Source organism: Gammaproteobacteria bacterium (ex Lamellibrachia satsuma) (assembly GCA_019623805.1).
Lineage (GTDB): Bacteria > Pseudomonadota > Gammaproteobacteria > Chromatiales > Chromatiaceae > QGON01.
Genome location: CP053680.1, coordinates 2768794 through 2787157 on the forward strand (window position 1 = coordinate 2768794; position 18364 = coordinate 2787157).

Annotated in this window: 21 protein-coding genes and 1 tRNA gene; 11 read left to right on the forward strand and 11 right to left on the reverse strand. The window is 55.3% G+C overall.

Features of this window, described 5'->3' with window-relative positions; genetic code table 11:
• Positions 1-121: 121 nt before the first annotated feature.
• The 4 genes from HPY30_12150 to HPY30_12165 all read right to left on the reverse strand — a co-directional run bounded on the left by HPY30_12150 (position 122) and on the right by HPY30_12165 (position 2676).
• Positions 122-415: a YggU family protein gene (locus tag HPY30_12150; protein ID QYZ66667.1), complete on the reverse strand. Its 294-nt coding sequence runs from the start codon at positions 413-415 to the stop codon at positions 122-124.
• Positions 412-990: a YggT family protein gene (locus tag HPY30_12155; GenBank protein QYZ68028.1), complete on the reverse strand. Its 579-nt coding sequence runs from the start codon at positions 988-990 to the stop codon at positions 412-414. Before HPY30_12155 ends, HPY30_12150 begins: the two co-directional genes overlap by 4 nt.
• Positions 987-1814 carry a pyrroline-5-carboxylate reductase gene (locus tag HPY30_12160; protein ID QYZ66668.1) on the reverse strand — a complete coding sequence of 276 codons (828 nt, stop codon included), beginning with the start codon at positions 1812-1814 and terminating at the stop codon, positions 987-989. The genes HPY30_12155 and HPY30_12160 overlap by 4 nt, the downstream gene beginning before the upstream one ends.
• 163 nt (positions 1815-1977) lie before the next feature.
• Positions 1978-2676, reverse strand: a complete 699-nt coding sequence (locus HPY30_12165; GenBank protein ID QYZ66669.1) for a YggS family pyridoxal phosphate-dependent enzyme — start codon at positions 2674-2676, stop codon at positions 1978-1980.
• A 239-nt stretch (positions 2677-2915) separates the two neighbouring features.
• On the opposite strand from HPY30_12165, the gene HPY30_12170 reads away from it, so the two are divergent.
• Entirely contained in the window at positions 2916-3950 is a 1035-nt protein-coding gene (locus tag HPY30_12170) for a type IV pilus twitching motility protein PilT (GenBank protein QYZ66670.1), read from the forward strand.
• 150 nt (positions 3951-4100) lie between these two features.
• Positions 4101-5225 (forward strand): PilT/PilU family type 4a pilus ATPase, encoded by a 1125-nt coding sequence (locus HPY30_12175; protein QYZ66671.1) that lies wholly within the window; start codon positions 4101-4103, stop codon positions 5223-5225.
• A 15-nt stretch (positions 5226-5240) separates the two neighbouring features.
• Here HPY30_12175 and HPY30_12180 read toward each other — a convergent pair whose 3' ends face one another.
• The 5 genes from HPY30_12180 to thiO all read right to left on the reverse strand — a co-directional run bounded on the left by HPY30_12180 (position 5241) and on the right by thiO (position 8379).
• Positions 5241-5702: a hypothetical protein gene (locus HPY30_12180; protein QYZ66672.1), complete on the reverse strand. Its 462-nt coding sequence runs from the start codon at positions 5700-5702 to the stop codon at positions 5241-5243.
• 140 nt (positions 5703-5842) lie between these two features.
• On the reverse strand, positions 5843-6397 hold the full coding sequence (locus tag HPY30_12185; GenBank protein QYZ66673.1) for an ankyrin repeat domain-containing protein: 555 nt from the start codon (positions 6395-6397) through the stop codon (positions 5843-5845).
• Positions 6398-6471: 74 nt separating this feature from the next.
• A complete protein-coding gene (locus tag HPY30_12190) occupies positions 6472-6801 on the reverse strand; it encodes a DUF1820 family protein (GenBank protein QYZ66674.1) in 330 nt (109 codons plus the stop codon).
• 40 nt (positions 6802-6841) lie between these two features.
• A tRNA-Thr gene (locus HPY30_12195) sits at positions 6842-6917 on the reverse strand.
• Positions 6918-7287: 370 nt separating this feature from the next.
• A complete protein-coding gene (gene thiO, locus HPY30_12200; GenBank protein ID QYZ66675.1) occupies positions 7288-8379 on the reverse strand; it encodes a glycine oxidase ThiO in 1092 nt (363 codons plus the stop codon).
• Positions 8380-8547: 168 nt separating this feature from the next.
• Between thiO and HPY30_12205 the strand changes: the two genes are divergently transcribed.
• The 7 genes from HPY30_12205 to HPY30_12235 all read left to right on the forward strand — a co-directional run bounded on the left by HPY30_12205 (position 8548) and on the right by HPY30_12235 (position 16269).
• Entirely contained in the window at positions 8548-9066 is a 519-nt protein-coding gene (locus HPY30_12205; protein QYZ66676.1) for a prepilin-type N-terminal cleavage/methylation domain-containing protein, read from the forward strand.
• A 20-nt stretch (positions 9067-9086) separates the two neighbouring features.
• A complete protein-coding gene (gene pilV, locus HPY30_12210; GenBank protein QYZ66677.1) occupies positions 9087-9662 on the forward strand; it encodes a type IV pilus modification protein PilV in 576 nt (191 codons plus the stop codon).
• Positions 9659-10669, forward strand: coding sequence for a prepilin-type N-terminal cleavage/methylation domain-containing protein (locus HPY30_12215; protein ID QYZ66678.1), 1011 nt, complete (start codon positions 9659-9661; stop codon positions 10667-10669). Before pilV ends, HPY30_12215 begins: the two co-directional genes overlap by 4 nt.
• The gene (locus HPY30_12220) at positions 10669-11367 is read left to right on the forward strand and encodes a pilus assembly protein (protein QYZ66679.1); all 699 of its coding nucleotides are present in this window, start codon (positions 10669-10671) and stop codon (positions 11365-11367) included. Before HPY30_12215 ends, HPY30_12220 begins: the two co-directional genes overlap by 1 nt.
• A gap of 21 nt (positions 11368-11388) precedes the next feature.
• Complete coding sequence (locus HPY30_12225; GenBank protein QYZ66680.1) at positions 11389-15159, forward strand: hypothetical protein; 3771 nt, start codon at positions 11389-11391, stop codon at positions 15157-15159.
• Positions 15160-15186: 27 nt separating this feature from the next.
• The gene (locus HPY30_12230; GenBank protein ID QYZ66681.1) at positions 15187-15585 is read left to right on the forward strand and encodes a hypothetical protein; all 399 of its coding nucleotides are present in this window, start codon (positions 15187-15189) and stop codon (positions 15583-15585) included.
• A gap of 234 nt (positions 15586-15819) precedes the next feature.
• The gene (locus HPY30_12235; GenBank protein ID QYZ66682.1) at positions 15820-16269 is read left to right on the forward strand and encodes a type IV pilin protein; all 450 of its coding nucleotides are present in this window, start codon (positions 15820-15822) and stop codon (positions 16267-16269) included.
• Positions 16270-16302: 33 nt separating this feature from the next.
• Here the strand turns inward: HPY30_12235 and ispH are convergent, their stop codons facing one another.
• Together ispH and HPY30_12245 are read right to left on the reverse strand one after the other, a co-directional pair.
• Complete coding sequence (gene ispH / locus HPY30_12240) at positions 16303-17244, reverse strand: 4-hydroxy-3-methylbut-2-enyl diphosphate reductase (protein ID QYZ66683.1); 942 nt, start codon at positions 17242-17244, stop codon at positions 16303-16305.
• Positions 17241-17714, reverse strand: a complete 474-nt coding sequence (locus HPY30_12245) for a peptidylprolyl isomerase (protein ID QYZ66684.1) — start codon at positions 17712-17714, stop codon at positions 17241-17243. The genes ispH and HPY30_12245 overlap by 4 nt, the downstream gene beginning before the upstream one ends.
• A 156-nt stretch (positions 17715-17870) precedes the next feature.
• Here HPY30_12245 and HPY30_12250 point away from each other — a divergent pair, with 156 nt between their 5' ends.
• The gene (locus HPY30_12250) at positions 17871-18053 is read left to right on the forward strand and encodes a hypothetical protein (protein ID QYZ66685.1); all 183 of its coding nucleotides are present in this window, start codon (positions 17871-17873) and stop codon (positions 18051-18053) included.
• Between the two features lie 73 nt (positions 18054-18126).
• The gene (locus HPY30_12255) at positions 18127-18300 is read left to right on the forward strand and encodes a hypothetical protein (protein QYZ66686.1); all 174 of its coding nucleotides are present in this window, start codon (positions 18127-18129) and stop codon (positions 18298-18300) included.
• Positions 18301-18364 lie beyond the last annotated feature (64 nt).

The window sequence follows — 18364 nt, forward strand, 5'->3', positions numbered from 1 at the left end:
GAACAGATTGAGTGTAAACGATTATGCCACACTGGCTTTAGCGACCATCTTCAGTTGGACTGAAGCCTGGATTATTTATGTACGCGTAACAGATTATTGGTCGTTTGTCTCTTTCCGGTGTTCAAGTTGGGTGCCTGTTCACGGGAATGGGTGCTTTTTGGGGGGCGTGGATACGCAGGCATTTTGAACGTGAAGTTTTACCGCTCACCAGAGTCACCTGGCTGCGGGGTACCCCAAAGGCCTTGGCCAGGAGTTTGATGAGATGTGCGTTGGCCTTGCCATCGACGGGTGGAGCAGTGATGCGAATCTTGAAGTCATCGCTGTGAGGGCCGACAAAGGTATCCCGCGAGGCTTTGGGTTGAATGCGCAGTCGCAGAGTCAGATCGTCCCCATCCCAATGATACCAGCCACTCAAAAGGGACTGCCGGTGATTACACGCAATGGAGGCAGCAGCAGCATTTTCAGCAGTACCAGCCCGATCATGACCAGCATGGGTGAAAGGTCGAGACCTGAGATAGGGGGCAGGATCCTGCGCGCGGGCCGCATAACCGGATCGGTCAGTGAGTGGAGTAGCGCCGAAACGGGGTTGTAGGCGCCGGGGTTGATCCAACTCAGGATAACCTGGATCAGGATCGCAAAGAGAAATATGTTGATCAGCAATTCCACCAGTTCAGGAATGGCCCAGAGGAAGGGGCCGAGGGCATTGACGGAGGCGCCGCTGAGCAGGATCACCAGGCTCAGTTCCGCGGCTTTCAATGCCCAGGCCAAAACGATTGAGGAGATGTCGATGCCGCCGAAGCCGGGGATGAAACGGCGCAACAGTTTGAGGGGAGGATGGGTGGCCCGCACCAGAAACTGCGAGACGGGATTATAAAAATCAGCCTTCATCAGTTGCAGTATCAGACGCAGCACTACCGCCAGGATGTAGAGGCCGAAGAGGGTCTGAATCAGGAAGATTGCCGGGTTTGCCAGATAGTTGCCGTCCATTATTTTCCTCCCAATATTTCTGAGAGTTCCTGAGACCGATCACGTGCGCCGTTGAGCGCCTGCTCGAACAGCGCCGGAAGCCCCCCCTCTTGCAGAATCCCCAAAGCCCGTTCGGTGGTGCCACCTGGAGAGGTGACCTTTTCCCGCAACGTGGCCGGGGAGTCCTTGCTTTCCATCGCCATGCGGGCTGCCCCCAGTGCTGTCTGCAAGGTTAGCAGGCGGGCGTTCTCTGCTTCAAGTCCCATCTTGATGGCGGCAGCTTCCATCGCCTCCATGACGAGAAAAAAGTAGGCCGGTCCGCTACCGGAGAGTGCAGTTACCGCGTCCATTTGGCTCTCGTCGGTCACCCAGCAGGTGAGTCCCACTGCGCGCAGGATGCTCTCTGCCTGATCTTTCTGAATGTCGCTGACATTTTCGCTGGCATGTAAACCGCTGGCGCCGGACTGAATCATTGCCGGTGTGTTGGGCATAGTGCGAACCAGGGCGATATCTTCTCCCAGCCACTCCCGCAATGCCGCCTCCCTCACTCCTGCGGCGATGGAGATGACTAGCGGCTGATGACGCCAGATGGCACCGGCCACGTCGCGGACCACCGATTCCAGAACCTGGGGTTTGACCGCCAGGACGACGATGTCGGCGTTTTGAACGGCGGCATCATTATCGGTTTCAGTGCGAATGGCGTAGTTGGCGGCGAGTTGAGCCAGTCTCTCTTTATTCGGATCACTGGCGGTGATATGCGTGGGGTCATAGCCATCCGCGACCAATCCGCTGATAAGAGATGCAGCCATATTGCCGCCGCCGAGAAAGGTAATGCTGTTTAGTTTCATGGATGCTTTTTAATGGTAGTCGGGGTCAATGGTTGGTGAGTGGTTGCCCGTGAAAAAAATGATTTTCATCACCAGGTGAATAAATGTAATGAATTGATTAATAAAATATTTTCTTCGTGTCCTTTGTGCGCTTCGTGGTGAATCATTAGTTTCAGAATAGACACTACGCAATACTATTATACTGCCGGGGGCCAAAAATGGCCGTGCCGATGCGGACAATTGTAGCGCCCTCAAAAATTGCCGCCTCCAGATCGCCCGACATGCCCATCGAAAGGGTCTCCAGCGGCAGTGCATCGCTTCGCAGAGTGTCGCGCAGATTCCGCAGTAACCGGAAGGGGCGGCGCTGGGCGGCTGCATCGTCCGTCGGTGCCGGGATGGTCATCAGTCCCATCACCTCGATGCCTGGCAGAGCTTGGTACGCCTTGAGCAGTTCCGGCAGTTGTTCCGGTTCGTGGCCGCCCTTGCTGGCCTCCCCGCTGGTGTTGACCTGAATGCAGATTTTCAGAGGCGGGCGCTCCGGGGGACGCTGTTCACCCAGTCTTCGCGCGTGCTTCAAACTTGCGATACTGTGAACCCAGTCAAAATTTTCTGCGATGGGTTTTGTTTTATTACTCTGTATTCTACCGATGAAGTGCCATTCGAGTTTCAGGTCTGCAAGCGCATCGATTTTTTCCAGGGCATCCTGCAGATAGTTTTCGCCGAAGGCGGTCTGCCCGGCGGCAAACGCGGCGCGGATTTCGTCAGTCGTACGGGTCTTGCTGACTGCCAGCAAAATGGTGCTGGCGGGCGCTCGTTCCGCCTGGCGCTCTGCCTGTTCGATGCGTTGCCGTACACGGGCGAGTCTCTGTTCGATGCTGCTCATGGTCGATAGTTTACAAAAAATTACATTCTGCCTGGGATTTTATGATCACAGCAGGGTGTAAATGAAAGGGGTCTGTTTGAGAGTATGGGCTGTGTCGGCATAAATCAAATGCCTGCCGGCACGGAGTGGCGACAAACAATTTGTAGAAACCGACGCAAGTGCCGTTATTATCGACGATAATAGATAAGCGGCGCTCTGAACAGGGTCGTCGCGCCGGTTTTTCTATCTGAGGGAAATGAATGGATATCGCCGAACTTCTGGCATTCAGTGTCAAACACAATGCGTCAGACCTGCATCTGTCCTCCGGACTGCCGCCGATGATCCGCGTGGATGGTGATATCCGGCGCATCAATGTGCCGGCGCTGGAGCATAAAGTGGTCCACGGGCTTGTCTACGACATCATGAACGACAAGCAACGGAAGGATTTCGAGGAGTTTCTCGAGACCGATTTCTCCTTCGAGATTCCCGGACTGGCCCGCTTTCGTGTCAACGCATTCAATCAGGCACGGGGCGCATCTGCGGTTTTTCGTACCATCCCCTCCAAGGTACTGACGCTGGAGGATCTGGGCTGTCCCAACTCTTTCAAGGAGATTGTAGACGTGCCCCGTGGGCTGGTTCTGGTGACCGGGCCCACCGGCTCGGGTAAGTCCACCACCCTGGCGGCGATGATGGACTACAAAAACGACAACGACTACGCTCACATCCTCACCATCGAAGACCCCATTGAGTTTGTTCACACCAGTAAAAAGTGCCTGTTGAATCAGCGCGAGGTACATCGGGACACATTGGGCTTCAGTGAGGCGCTACGATCCGCCCTGCGTGAAGACCCGGACATCATTCTGGTGGGCGAGCTGCGCGACCTGGAGACCATCCGTCTGGCGATGACAGCGGCCGAGACCGGCCATCTGGTTTTCGGCACCCTGCATACCAGCTCTGCTGCCAAGACCATCGACCGAATCATTGACGTGTTTCCCGCCGGGGAGAAATCGATGGTGCGCTCCATGCTGTCGGAATCGCTGCGGGCGGTTATTGCCCAGACGCTGCTGAAGAAGATCGGTGGTGGGCGCACCGCAGCCTGGGAGATCATGATCGGCACTCCGGCGATCCGTAATCTGATTCGTGAAGACAAAGTGGCGCAGATGTATTCGGCTATTCAGACGGGTCAGGCGTCGGGTATGCAGACGATGGACCAGAGTCTGAAAGAGTTGGTGGACAAGGGTGTGATCAGTCGTCTGGATGCCAAGGCCAAGGCGCAGAACAAAGATTCTTTCTAACTTAAAATCAAGAGGGGCCGGAGTCAAAATTGATCGATCAACGAGGTTTTAAATATCTTGGAAACTATCAATTCAACTCCGGCCCCGGCGTGACCAAAGGAAACCGACCCCTAGCCTGGGATGGATGGGGTATTTCACCGAGGAATGAACATGGAATTTAATGTGCTGCTGGCCATGATGGTCCAGAAAAAAGCCTCCGATCTGTTTATTACAGCGGGCAGGGCACCCTCCATCAAGGTGGATGGGCGTATCGTCCCGGTCAGCAGGGTCGCAGTTAGCGCCAAACAGGCGAAGGACTACACCCTCAATATCATGACCGATCAGCAGCAGCGTGAATTCGATGAAACCAGTGAGTGCAACTTCGCCATAAATGCGAAGGGCATTGGGCGTTTTCGGGTCAGTGCCTTTGTGCAGCGGGACTCGGTGGGCATGGTGCTGCGTCGTATCGAGAGCACTATCCCCACCATGGGGGAACTGCGTCTGCCGCCGGTGCTGCAGGATCTGGCGATGAGCAAACGTGGACTGGTGATTTTCGTGGGGGCGACGGGTACCGGTAAGTCGACCTCCCTGGCCTCGATGATTGGTCATCGCAATAACAAGAGCAGTGGCCATATCATCAGTATCGAAGATCCGATCGAATACATCCACAATCATGATGGCTGTATCATTACCCAACGTGAGGTGGGGCTGGATACGGAATCCTACGAGGTTGCGCTGAAGAATACCTTGCGCCAGGCACCGGATGTGATTCTGATTGGCGAGATTCGTACCCGTGAGACAATGGAGCATGCGCTGACCTTTGCCGAAACGGGGCATCTCTGTCTCTCCACCCTGCATGCCAACAATGCCAATCAGGCATTGGATCGAATTATTCACTTTTTTCCGGAAGATCACCGGGATCAGATTTTCATGGATCTTTCCCTCAATCTACGGGCGATTGTGGCCCAACAGCTGTTGCGGCGGTCGGATGGCAATGGTCGACGGGCCTGTTTCGAGATTCTGCTGAATACTCCACTGGCGGCGGATCTGATTCGTAAAGGGGATATTCCAAAGCTGAAGGAGTTGATGAAGCGTTCCACGGAGCATGGCATGATCACCTTCGACCAATCTCTCTACCGACTTTATGAACAGGGTGAGATCAGCTATGAGGATGCGTTGGCCCATGCGGACTCGGCCAATGATGTGCGCCTTATGATCAAACTTGGCATGAACAGGGGCAATGGAGGTCTGGTCAACGGATTGGATGGCGTCTCGTTGATCGACGGGAAAGGCTAGCTTCTTACAATTTAATTACCCGTTTTCCGAGATAAATGCTTCGGTGATGACGTACTGCTTCTGCGCCTCGTTATCCACTTCTCCCGCATCGTTGAGAATCATTTCGCAGTTCTTGGCCATGCGCGCCTGAACAGCGGCTTTCCAGGCGAGGTTGATGTTGTTGCTGATCTGCCCCTCGGGCAGCAGGCAGGCAGCAGCGGCTGCGGCGACAAAGTGTTCTGCCTGAATCGCCCAGTCTGCATCCCGGCCGCAGGCGGTGTAGGTTTGGTTCGAGAGCGCCTTGACCCCTTTGTAGGCGGACAACATCTCATCCGGCTGCCCACTCCTTTCAGCAATAACTTCAAGCGCCTGACCAATTCGCGGATCCTCACTGAGGTGGCGCACACTCACGACGAAACGACAGCCCAAATCGCGCTGATCGGTTGCAGGCAGTTCATCCAATACCTTGCGTAACTCCTGGTCGTTGCTGATTGCCATGGTGAACCCCTCCCGGAATGAGATTGCCGTCCTTTAAATAATAGGCCCGGAATCAGTAGTGGTCGCATGATTCAGATCAACGATTCAACCATTAATTTAGGGCCGAGGGCCAAGGGATCGAGTGAAGTAGTCAGTTGGGTTTATCCTCTTTCGGAAAGGCGTTCGATGATGGCCTGATGCCCTTGGGTCCGAGCCCAGTCCAGAGCGCTGCGCCCTTTTAGATCACGCAGGCCGGGGTTGGCCTGATGAGTCAGCAGTGTTTCAACCGTCTCCCCGTGCCCCAGTTTGGCGGCCCAGATGAGGGCAGTCCAGCCGCCGGTGCTCTCTACCTGGTCGATGTTGGCCCCCCGTTTCAGCAGCAACCTGACCACGCGGGCATGGTTGTTCGATGCTGCCAGCATGATCGCTGAGTAGCCGCCTTTATCTGTGAGATTGACGTCGGCGCCAGCCTCCAGCAAACGTTCCACCGCTTCCGCATGACCGTTGAGCGCTGCCTTCATCAGGGGGGTCCAGTGGCAGGCATCGACCACATCGATAGTACTGTTTTGGGTCAGCAGCCTGTCCAGTTCGCTCATATCCCCCTTCTCAGCAGCAGTGATCAAGGGCGGGTTATCCGGCTCGAAGTTTGGCTCCTGTTGCGAACAGGCGGTAAGAAAAAGCGTCAGCGAGGCGAACAAGAGCAGTGAACGATACATGGGGAATCCTGCAACATGAGAGTGCGGCAGTATCCATCCCTGTGTTGGGTGGCGGCAATGATGATCCGCAATAGCTATTTGTCCGGCTTGCGATCCGGTTTGAAGAAGGTGGTAGGGAAGGGGGTGATATTGGATGTTTCGTCCAATTCAGTGATCTTGCCGGGTCCCTCTTTCTCGACTTCGTCGATGCGGATGACTGCGTGGATGGGTATCAGTGTGCGGTTGACGCCAGCAAACTCCTCCTGCAGCTTTTCCGAGGAAGGATCAATGACCAGGGAATTGCTTTGTTCGAAGATGAGGTCTTCGAGTTCCACGAACCCGTAAAGCTCGCCCTGCTGCACCTTCCGGGCAAAGACTTCATAAACCTTGCCTTGATTGAGGAAGGTGATTTTGAAGATGCGCATTTTTACCGTCGCTATGGCGGGTCCTGTAAGAACCTGAAAATGGAGCCGATGAGCGGATTCGAACCGCTGACCTACGCATTACGAATGCGTTGCTCTACCAACTGAGCTACATCGGCATAAAATCTTTCCAGATAGTGTCTATCTGGAAGCAGCATTTTTTACCACGAAGTACACGAAGGTAAAAGATTGATTAACAATAAATTTACTTTCGGCAACTGCTCCCTGCGTTGCTCTACCTCCTGCATCCATGCAGTCGCGTTTACTTCGTGTGCTTCCTGGTTAGGGAGCCTCTGATTGATTCGGTCCCTGTCATCTCGACCGCAGGGAGAGATCTCAAACTACGGAGCTATCAATGGGTGACGAGGGTTGAGATTTCTCGCTATGCTCGAAATGACAATTAATCAGAGGTTCCCTAGATATAGATTTCCGGTCAGACACCAGCTTAACGACGGGCGATTATAGTCTCAGAATCCGGCCGGATCCAATTCAATCCTCGCGGGGTGCATCCAGGGCATAGGGTCTCGGGTCGAGAGTCGGTTCTCTCTCCAGGATCATATCGGCCATCAGGCGGGCAGAGGCGGGGGCCAATACCACGCCGTTCCGGTAGTGGCCGGAATTGACGTAGAGGCCCTTGATTTCGGGTACCAGCCCGATGTAGGGGATACCGTACGGTGAACCTGGACGCAGCCCCGCCCAATGGTGCTCGATCTCGGCACCTTCAAGCACGGGGAAGTGCTGAATTGCGTACTTTTTCAGTTCCTCTCTGGTCGCGTTGGAGGTTGTTTTTTTGAAATCACCATGTTCCAGAGTACTGCCTACCAGAACCCTGCCATCCCGGCGGGGAATGACATAGCGGTTTTCGTGTAACACGATTCGCGAAACATCCCCCGGCTGGCCTTTGAAAAGTATCATCTGTCCCCGTACCGGTGAGATATCCGGGGCCACTGGCATTGCCTGCAACAGGCGGCCACTCCAAGCGCCGGCACAGACCACAACCCGGTCTGCCTCGAAATGGTCGCCGGCGGTTTTGATGCCGGTGATACGTCCATCCCGGATAAGCAGTTCGGTGACCTCTGCATCTTCGATGATTTTGACCAGGGGGGCGATGGCGAGCCTGGTTGCTTTCGCCAGGCGCGGGTTGCGTATCTGGGCAACCTGCGGCATCCAGACCGTGGTTTCCGCTACGGCTGAAAGGGAGGGTTCGCACTTCCTTGTTTCATGCCCGTTCAGTAACTGCAGCGTCTGTCCGGTCTCATTTGCCCAGGCAGTCGCTCGCTTCTCGTCACCCGGCTCCAGAATAAGCAGGCCATTTTGGGTATATTCCGGGTCGATGCCGCTATCCTGGGTGAGCGAACGGGCCAGATCTGCATAATGGGATTGGCTCCAGCCGGCCAGTGCAGTGACCGAATTCGCATAGCGCCAGGGGTAGAGCGGGGAGACGATGCCGCCACCTGCCCATGAGGATTCACGGCCGGTTTCCCTGCGTTCGATCAGAGTTACCCGCATGCCGGCGGATTGAAGTTCCCATGCGGTCAGCATACCGATGATGCCACCGCCGATGATGAGACAATCACTCATGGATTACTGCCTTATGATTTCAGGTGCTATTCTTCGACTCCTCCCCCGCGCCCCAGTGTCGACCGCTTCACATTTCTGGATTTAGAGACGCCGTTTATCGGGAAATCGGTGCAGTTTATCCTGTTAGGGATAAACAGGCTCCAGGTTTTTGCTATAGAGAGTATCGAGATGAACAGATTACGTGGATTTACGCTGATTGAATTGATGGTCACCCTGGCGGCGGGCATCATCCTGCTGGCTGTGGGGATACCTGCATTCACCACTATGATGGCCAACAACCAGTCGGCCGCCTATGCCAACGATCTGGTGATGGCGTTGAATCTGGCCCGCAGTGAGGCGGTGAAGCGCAAGATGCCTGTTGCGGTCTGCGCCAGTAATGCAGCCAATACTGCTTGCGACCAGGACAACTGGGAGAACGGCTGGCTGTTGTTTACCGATGTGAATACCAATGGGGGTTATGCTCTGGCCGATGATGGTCCGCTGCTGCGAGTCTGGGGTGCTCCGGGGGGAGTGCTGACTGTCCTGGCGGCACCGGATTTCGTTCGCTTCACTGTCAATGGGGAGCTGGATAACGCTAACCCACTATCGATCACCACGGAACTGGCACACTGCACGGGACAGCAGGGCAGGGCGTTCACGGTTACGGTGACCGGGTACGTTTCGGTGGCCAGGGCGGCCTGTAACTGAAGTTGATGACGGGAATCGAAATGAGATCCAGGCAGAGAGAGACATCAACAAACCGCAATGCAGGTTTCACCCTGATGGAGGTGCTGGTCACCGTCATCATCCTCTCCATTGGATTGCTGGGGGTTGCGGGCATGCAGTTCAACTCCCTGAAGAGCAACCAGGGTGCACTGCAGTCCTCATTGGCGACCATGCTGGTGTTGGATGGTGCTGACCGGTTGCGCTCCAATACAGCCGGGGTGACCAATGCCGAATATAACCTGATATTTGCAGCCGTTGCAGATCCGGGGTGCATCGCTGCGGCGGCGGGCTGTACGCCGGCACAACTGGCCGATTACGATGCATCTGTCTGGTTTGGCAATGTTGCGGCACTGTTGCCTGGAGGCCAGGGGGTGATCTGTCTCGACAGCACCCCGGACGATGGCGCCGGCACCCTGAACGGTACCGGGATTCTCAATCAGGGCGATGCAGGATGCGATGGGGTTGCGACCAATGGTCTGAATCAGTATGTGGTCAAGGTCTGGTGGGATCATGATCGTGATGGTGTGTCTGCCGTCAACACCCCGCTTCGGCGTTTTGTGATGAGTGTGATTCCATGAGCGATATTATGATCAACCGCCGCTACAGTCAGGGCCTGACCCTGGTGGAACTGATGATCGCCATCGTCCTCAGTCTGATCCTGATGGCGGGTGCGACCTCGATCTTCATGGCCAGCAAGCAGACCTTCAATCTGGAGGAGGATGTCTCCAGGGTGCAGGAGAACATGCGTTATGTAGCCAACCGTTTCAGTAACGATCTGGCCGGCAGCGGTTTCTACGGTTGTTTTCCCTCCAATCGCAGCAGTAACACTACCGTGACCAACACAGTAACGGACAACGGTACCGCCAGTCCCACGCAGCTCTACGATTTCTCCCAGGTGATCAGTGGGTTGGATGGAGGGACTGTAGGCGGTGTGGAACTGCCGGATCAGGTGGCTGTTCATTTCGCCCTGGCCGGTACAGAGGTGCCTGTGAACGGCACAATGGGTACCCAGGTTGGTGATGTGCCGGTGGATGCCAACGCGCCAAACTATGCCGACCTGTCCAGGGGAGATATCGTTTCAGTGAGTGACTGCAATGCAGTGGCAGTCTTTCTGGTCACTGCGGTTCCTGCGGGAAGCCTCAACCACGATGCGAGCACTACCATTGACGGTGTCAGTAACTTTGCCACTGGCATAGAGCATGTCTTCGGCCACATCGACTACTCATCTGCGACCGTATACAAAATGGATGCGGTGAACTATGAACTGCGAACTCAAACGGCTGACGGCCTGACAACCAGTGGGCTCTATGCGACCCGGCTTGGCGATGCCAACCCGCAACTGCTGATTGCAGGGGTGGAGAATTTTCAGGTCACATACGGCATAGATCTCAATGCGGATGGCACAGCTGACCGCTTTGTCGACTGGGATGCCGTGGGAGTAGCGATCAACGATGTCACCAGTCTACATGTCACGCTAACGATCAATCCGGGCGACCCGGTGGCCCAGGCCCAGGGTAGGGATGCAAATTATACGAGGGATCTTGCGTTCACGGTGAAACTGAGAAACCGGGATGGAGACATTTGATGGTAAAGCAGTCTAACAACCGCTGCCGGGTTCTGCAGTCCAAGCCAGAGCGGGGCGCGACGTTGATCTTTGCGCTCATGCTGTTGATGGTACTGACGGTGCTCGGTATCTCGGGTATCAGCAACTCGGTGCTGGAAGAGCGCATGTCGGGAAATTTCTACCACGCCAACACTGCTTTCCAGGCTGCCGAGACGGCATTGCGGGTCGCTGAAGAGTGGCTGGATGCTGAAGTTTATGGTCATGCGAGCGGTTGGGAAGGTGGTGCGAAGGACATGTTTAAGTTAGGTGGCACCGGACTGCAGGGACTTTATGATTCTTCTCCAGGGGCAATAAATAACGACAAAATATGCCAGGGTCAGGCAGGTTGCGGTTTCGACCCAACCGATGAAACCGACTGGTGTGACGCCGCCCCGCCTGCATGTCCTTTGGCAGACGGTTTCGTCACACTGGGCAGCAACGATCTGGGTACCGGGGTACTGGCCCCCGTGGGGGATCCCAACGATGCAACGAATCGGGTGGTGGCGCAGCAGCCCCGTTTCATTATCGAGTACATCGGCGAGGCGGATGTACAGAAACCACTGGAAGTCGGGCAGGTGGTTGCACCCTCGAAACTCGCTTTCCGTATCACCGCTATCGGCTGGGGTCAGGAACTCACGATTCGTGAAGTCCTGCAGAGCCACTATCTGATATCCCAATAATTTGGGATGGATGAGGTTGTCATGAACAAACTGAACAGAATGATGAAGCAGATTACCGCAAACCGGCAGTTTCGGCGTGGTATCAACTACCTGGGGGCAGCCATGCTGGTGATGGTCTCATCCAGCAGTAATGCCTCCCCTGGCCCCCTGTCACTGGTCCCTTTGTTTCTGCAGCAGCCGGTGCCGCCCAATATCTTTTTCATGCTCGATGATTCCGGCAGTATGGATTGGGAGGTACTGTTGACTAAGGGTGCACTGGCTACCATGTCGAGCAGCGAACAAACCGCGCAAAATAGGGGCAACGTGGACTTCAGCCCTAGAGACGATCCCCCCCGCCAGTTCACGAGGCGGAAACACTGTGCCGGTTACAACGCACTGGCATACGATCCGACCCAGACCTATACGCCCTGGAAAGGGGAGAGCTTTCAGGGTGTCCCCTTTGCAGACCAGGATCCCGGAAATGCGATGGTCAACCCTTACACAGGGGCCACCAGCACCAGTTCCTGCCACTCGTCGTCGGGTTACGTCTACAACTATAACGGCCGTACCTGCGATCTGACGACCCAATTCAATACCGGCGGCGCCTTCTACTTCGTCTGGAACGATGCCAACGGTGACGGTGAATATCAGGTCGGCGAGTGTCCTACCACTGATAGCGATCGAGTATACGTCGCACAGCTGGGTCTGTTTGGCACCGAGGAGAATCCCAACTCCCAGACCAACTACGCCAACTGGTTCAGTTACTACCGTAAGCGCGAATATGTCATGAAACGCGCCATGAGCGAGGTGATACAAGAGTCTACGGAACGCCTGGGCCTGGGCACCATCAACCAGAATAATGCTGTGATACGAAATTCTGGCGATCCGTACGAGGTGGGTACCGTGGTCAAGGATGTGGACGACCAGACCCTGCCTATCAATCAGGATGCGGTGACGGCAAAGAGTACCCTGCTGCACAATCTGTTAAGGGTTAACTCCGGTAGTGGCACGCCGTTACGCCAGGGCTTGGAGAATGTGGGTAAATACTTCAGGAATGAGATGAACAGCAGTGCGCTGTTTGATTTTACGCCGCCGGACGATCCGGATAGTGCTGCGGGCCATTCGCCCATACTGTCGGCTGAGAATGGCGGCATCTGTCAACAGAACTTTGCCATCGTGCTTTCAGATGGTTACTGGAACGGCAATGATCCCTCGGTGGACGATGCTGATGGTGATGGGGATACCCTCTACGATGGGCAGTCCTACGCAGATGACGAACCCAATACCCTCGCTGACGTGGCGATGGAGTATTATGAAAACGATCTGCTGGACAGCCTGGCGAATGACGTGGGTACCGTTTCGATTACTCGTGGTCAGGATGACAACCCGCAGCAGCATCTGGTCACCTTTACCGTTGCATTTGGTATAACAGGCACCATTCCCGATGAGGATCCAGCGGGCGGTCCCTGCCTGCCTCCCAACCGCACAGACTCTGTTGCCGCTCAGAACTGGCCGACCCGTTGTGATGCGACCCTGCCCACCGGTTGGCCGACCCCGGTGGAAAATACCTCGACCACGGTAGACGATATGTTGCACGCTGCCTGGAACGGCCGGGGTCTCTACCTGAATGCAAAGGATCCTGATGATCTGATCCGGCGGTTCCAGGATGCGATCAGCAACATCTCATCCCGCGAGACAACCGCAGCGGCAGCGGTGGCGGTAAACTCCATCAATCTGATAAATGGGGATTTCATCTTCCAGGGACGCTTCGACTCCACCAACTGGAGCGGCGAACTCAGGGCGATTCAGATTGGTCAAGACGGTAACGGTCAACTGGCCTGGACCACGGCCACGACCCTGGATCTACGTGCAGACCCCAGGGTGATGGTTACCTACAACGGCACTCAGGGCATAGGCTTCCATCTGCCGGCCGACTATCAGTCCCCCGGTGGTAATGAGATGACAGCGGCCCAGGTGGCGGATCTGATGACCAACGCACCATTTGCTGCGGATACTGTCGATGCAGTCGAGAAGGCAGCCAATCAGGCCTATGGCGAAAGTCTGGTGGACTTTCTGCGGGGTGATCACAGCAACGAAGGGTTTGATCCCACCGATTTCCGCTCCCGTGGCGGTCACAGGCTGGGGGATATCATCCACTCCGCGCCGTTCTATGTAGGCGACCCCTATGCAGCGCTCTATCCTGACAATATCGAGGGTGGTGGTAACAACTCCTATCAGCAGTGGGCCAATGTCGATGCCCTCGGTCGGCGCAAGATGCTCTACGTCGGCGCCAACGATGGCGCATTGCATGGTTTCAACGCAGAGACAGGTGTAGAGATATTTGCCTATTTTCCACAGGCCGTCTACTCCAGTGAAAACCGCGGAGGCCTGCACTGGCTGGCGGATCAGAATTATGATCACAGCTACTATGTGGACCAGACACCGGTGGCGGCAGAGGTTTTTGTCGATTCACCTAACGATAATTTGGGACGCCGCTGGCGAACGGTTCTCGTGGGTGGTCTGCGGGGCGGCGGCCGGGCGCTGTTTGCCCTGGATGTCTCTGATCCCACCGCCTTCGATAGTGAGGTCACTGCAGCGGGCAAGGTGTTGTGGGAGTTCACCCATGACGACCTGGGTTATACTTACAGCCAGCCGACCATTGCCCGGTTGAATGGTCCCGTTGTGAATGGCGCCAATACCGGGCGCTGGGCTGCTATCTTCGGTAACGGCTATAACCCCGGTCCTGCTTCAGACGGCAAGGCCAAACTCTTTATCGTCTATCTGGATAACCAGGCGCCCCGGTTTAAGGTTATCGATACCGGCATCGGCAGCATCGCCAATGGCGATTGTCTGGATGCCACCAGTAACTGTAACGGCATGTCGACCCCCGCAGTACTCGACCTTAGTGGTGATGGTATCGCGGATCGGGTCTATGCGGGTGATGTTTTGGGTAATCTCTGGGCGTTTGATCTTACCAGTGCAGACTCCAATCAGTGGGGGCCTGCTTTTGGCACGATCGCCAACCCATTACCTTTTTTTAGCGCAAAGGATGACGCTGACAATGCCCAGCCTATCACCGGCAAGCCCACGGCAATATTCCATCCCAGCAAAAGGGATCTTGCGACTGAACCGAACCTGATGGTCTATTTTGGTACCGGTCAATATATTACCGAGGGTGATCTTACCTCTGCAGGGACCCAGAGTTTTTATGGTCTGTGGGATAGCGGCGCACAGATTGCAGTGGCCCGTGACACCGTATTGGTAGAGCAAACGGTCACGGAACAGACTGTGAGTGTTGATGGTGAGGATGTAGAAGTTCGCCTGCTGAGTGACCATCTGGTGAACTACGACTTCAAGAAAGGCTGGTTTATTGACTTTCCAACGGCTAAAGAGCGGATGGTCGTCAGCCCCATTGTTTTCGGTGACTATATCTTCTATGCCACGCTCATTCCTTCCGGCAGCACATGTGGCGCCGTCTCCGGTCAGAGTTGGTTGATGGTACACAATATCACCAATGGTGGTGAGCCCAATTCGGTTGCCCTTGACATCAATAACGATGGTAATTTCGATGCTCAGGACAAAGTGGGTGGTGAAAATGTCGGCGGTGTGAAGTCGGGTTCGATCTATTGGCAGCCGTCGCTGGTCAGAATGAACGGCAAGCCCACAATGATTCTGCCTACCGATGGTGGAGGTGGCGGTGGTGGCGGTGGTGATGACCCCGATCCCTGCCAGGGTGTGGACGCTGATTGTAACAGCATGCCTCCCCCTGCGAATATAGGTAAGCGGTCTTCCTGGGCCAGGTTCCGTTTCTGATAGTTGCCTCTGCGGCAGGAGTTTAAGATGAATCGAAGTGGATTAGAGAGAGTAAAGCAAGGTATCCGCATCGGCTTGCTCGCCACAACGCTGCTCAGCTCCATGGCGATGTCGGAAGGTCGCTTCAGCGGATTTTTGGGGTCGGGTAGCGGCGGGGGAGCCAATACAGAAGGCGAGGATGTCGGATACCAGGTGGAAAATAATGCCATGATCGGGCCATTTGACGGCGCCGACCCGAAAACCCACAAACTCTGGATCGATGACACGTTGTATCTGATGCACCCCACGATGAAGGTGATCGGCGGTCCGGCAAAGCTCGGGCTGCTCTCTGCCATCCAGCGCGGGGAGATTGTGGAGATCTCCGTTCAGTTTGATGAGACGGGGGCGACACTGCCGGTGGTCACCGAGATTCGCCGCCTTCAGTGAGTTGGGATGGATACTGAAAGAGAGGTAGGTCGGGTTAGATGCGCAATGGCTCATAGCAGAAATCAGGCAAACATTTTACGCGCATCGTAACCCGACAAAGCAGCGTCGGGTTACGATGCGCGGCAAGCCAGGCCGCGAAATTTAAGCTTGGCACAGTGCGCATCTAACCTAACCTACAGAAAAAACATTGTTTAGTGGCGTCTCTTTACGGACTCCAAACCCGAGGATAAACAGATGATTCCAGTGCGACTGGCCAAGGGTTTTACCCTGATAGAATTGATGATCACGCTGGCCGTTATGGCAATCATCCTGGCGGTGGGTTATCCGATGTACACCACTCAGGTGCTGAAGTCGCATCGGGTCGATGCCAAGAGTGTGCTGATGCAAGTCGCCCTGCTTCAGGAGCGTTACTATGTCGTCAATGGCGATTATGGTACCGCAGTGGAGTTGGGGGCGGAGTATACGAATGTGGTCAATGGTGTGGACCGTGATGGCGATGGCAATGGCGACTACTACACTTTTGGAGTGGACGAAGATCCGGACAACAATGCCTTGACGGATGATTTTATTATCACGGCCACCACCGCCGGTGCGCAGACAGGTGATGCCGATTGCGCCACTTTTACCATCGACCAGGCTGGTGCCAGAGCTGCCACTGGAGCGGACACTGACAACTGCTGGTAGTTCTGTGCCGGATCCGGCGCTTCCAAAGGAAGATTATTTCTGCAGCGCCTTCGGCAATGAAAAGACCACCTCTTCCCGCTTTCCACTGCCTTCATCCACTTTTGCCGCGCCCCACTGCATGAGTTGATCGGTGACGGTCTTGACCAGCACCTCCGGTGCCGAGGCTCCAGCGGTTACGCCGATATGCACCTTGCCCTCCAACCAGCTTTTGTCGATATCCTCGGGGCCATCGATCAGATAGGCAGGAGTACCATATTTATCGGCAATCTCCCGCAGACGGTTTGAGTTCGAACTGTTGGGCGAGCCTACAACGAGGACCATGTCGCACTGTTCGGCCAGATCCTTGACCGCATCCTGGCGATTCTGTGTCGCATAGCAGATATCGTTTTTCTTCGGACCGATAATGTTTGAAAAGCGCGCTTGCAGAGCCTCGATGATACGTGCGGTATCGTCCATGGAGAGGGTGGTCTGGGTGACAAAGGCGATCTTGTCCGGCCGGTTGATCTGCAGAGCAGCGACGTCCTCCGGCGTGACCACGAGGTGGATGTGGGCGTTTTTCTCCTGCTGCAGGCACTGCCCCATCGTGCCTTCGACTTCGGGGTGCCCCCGGTGACCGATCAGGATGACCTCGTAACCCTCTTTGCAATAGCGGGCAACCTCCAGATGAACCTTGGTTACCAGCGGGCAGGTGGCGTCGAAGATACGCAGATCCCGCGCTTCGGCCTCCTGGCGTACTGCCTGAGAAACGCCGTGGGCGCTGAAGATAACCGTGTTGTTGTCCGGGATGTCTGAGAGTTCGTCGACAAATATCGCCCCGCGTTTACGCAGACTCTCCACCACGAAGCGATTGTGCACCACCTCATGCCGGACGTAGATAGGGGCGCCAAGCAGGTCGAGGGCGCGCTCCACGATTTCAATCGCCCGGTCGACGCCGGCACAGAAACCCCGGGGGTTGGCTAGCAGAATGTCTGTCATGGTCCGTCTGTTGTCTGGGTGGTGACAGGCGGTTGCACATCGAGGATAGAGACACGGAAGGAGACCTCCCGTCCCGCCAGTGGATGGTTGAAATCCACCACGACCCGCGTCTCTTCAAGCGTCAGGATAATACCGGCCAGCTCGTCTCCAGCCGGGGTGTTGAAGGCGACCACCTGGCCGGGTTCCAGCACCATCTCCTGTGGAAAGTCCTCCCGTGGCACGGGGTGAACCTTCTCCTCGTTTCTTGTGCCGAATGCCTGATCAGCCGTCAGCATCAGGGTCTGCTCCATACCGGGACGCAGGCCATAGAGCGCAAGCTCCAACCCTGCGATGATGCTGCCGTCTCCCATCTTAAAGGTGAGTGGCTCATCATCATAGGTGGAGATCGCCTCGGTACCGTCTGGCAGGGTCAACGAAAAGTGCATCGTGACACCGCTGCCGGGGATGATTTCCGGTCTCTTCTCATTCATTCAGCTGTCTATCTCTTCATACTGATTAAGCAAAATGGGTTGTAACATGATTTCGTATTTCCCATTGCAAGTCGGGAAAGCATAACGGATTTGCATATAATTTCGTATGGCCTATCATACATCTAATCCATGAAGTTAGATGTATGGTGTAACATTATGAAATTTAAAAATAAAATAGATAAACCATTCCTGCCGACCTATGAGGTGCGCGAACTTTCCATGAAAGAGGCATTGCTGATACTGGCTGGGAAGAGGGAAGTGGACCGTCCCACGCTTATTCAGCGCGCGGCAGAGAGATTGACGGGCGTCTCACGAGTGTCTACGACGATTACGCTGTAAAACCGATAACACGTTGGGTCTGTAGGCCTGATCAAGCACAGTAGATCAGACTTGGATGTCAGCTGAGTAGCTCTTGGGTAACGAAAAGGAAGCCCAGAGCACCGATAAGCACGGCAACGGCGGCATACTGAGCAACGATACAGATTCCCGGCAGGTCATTGCAGATCTTGCTATAACGGCAGAGCTTGCAGTTTTTCAACTTCATACCTCACTAACTGCGGAGGCCGGCCACATTCATCGTGTGTGACCTGGCAATACTTCCGGAACCCCGGTGGCTATGCTTGGAAAGCTTCCCTGGAAGCTCATCCAAT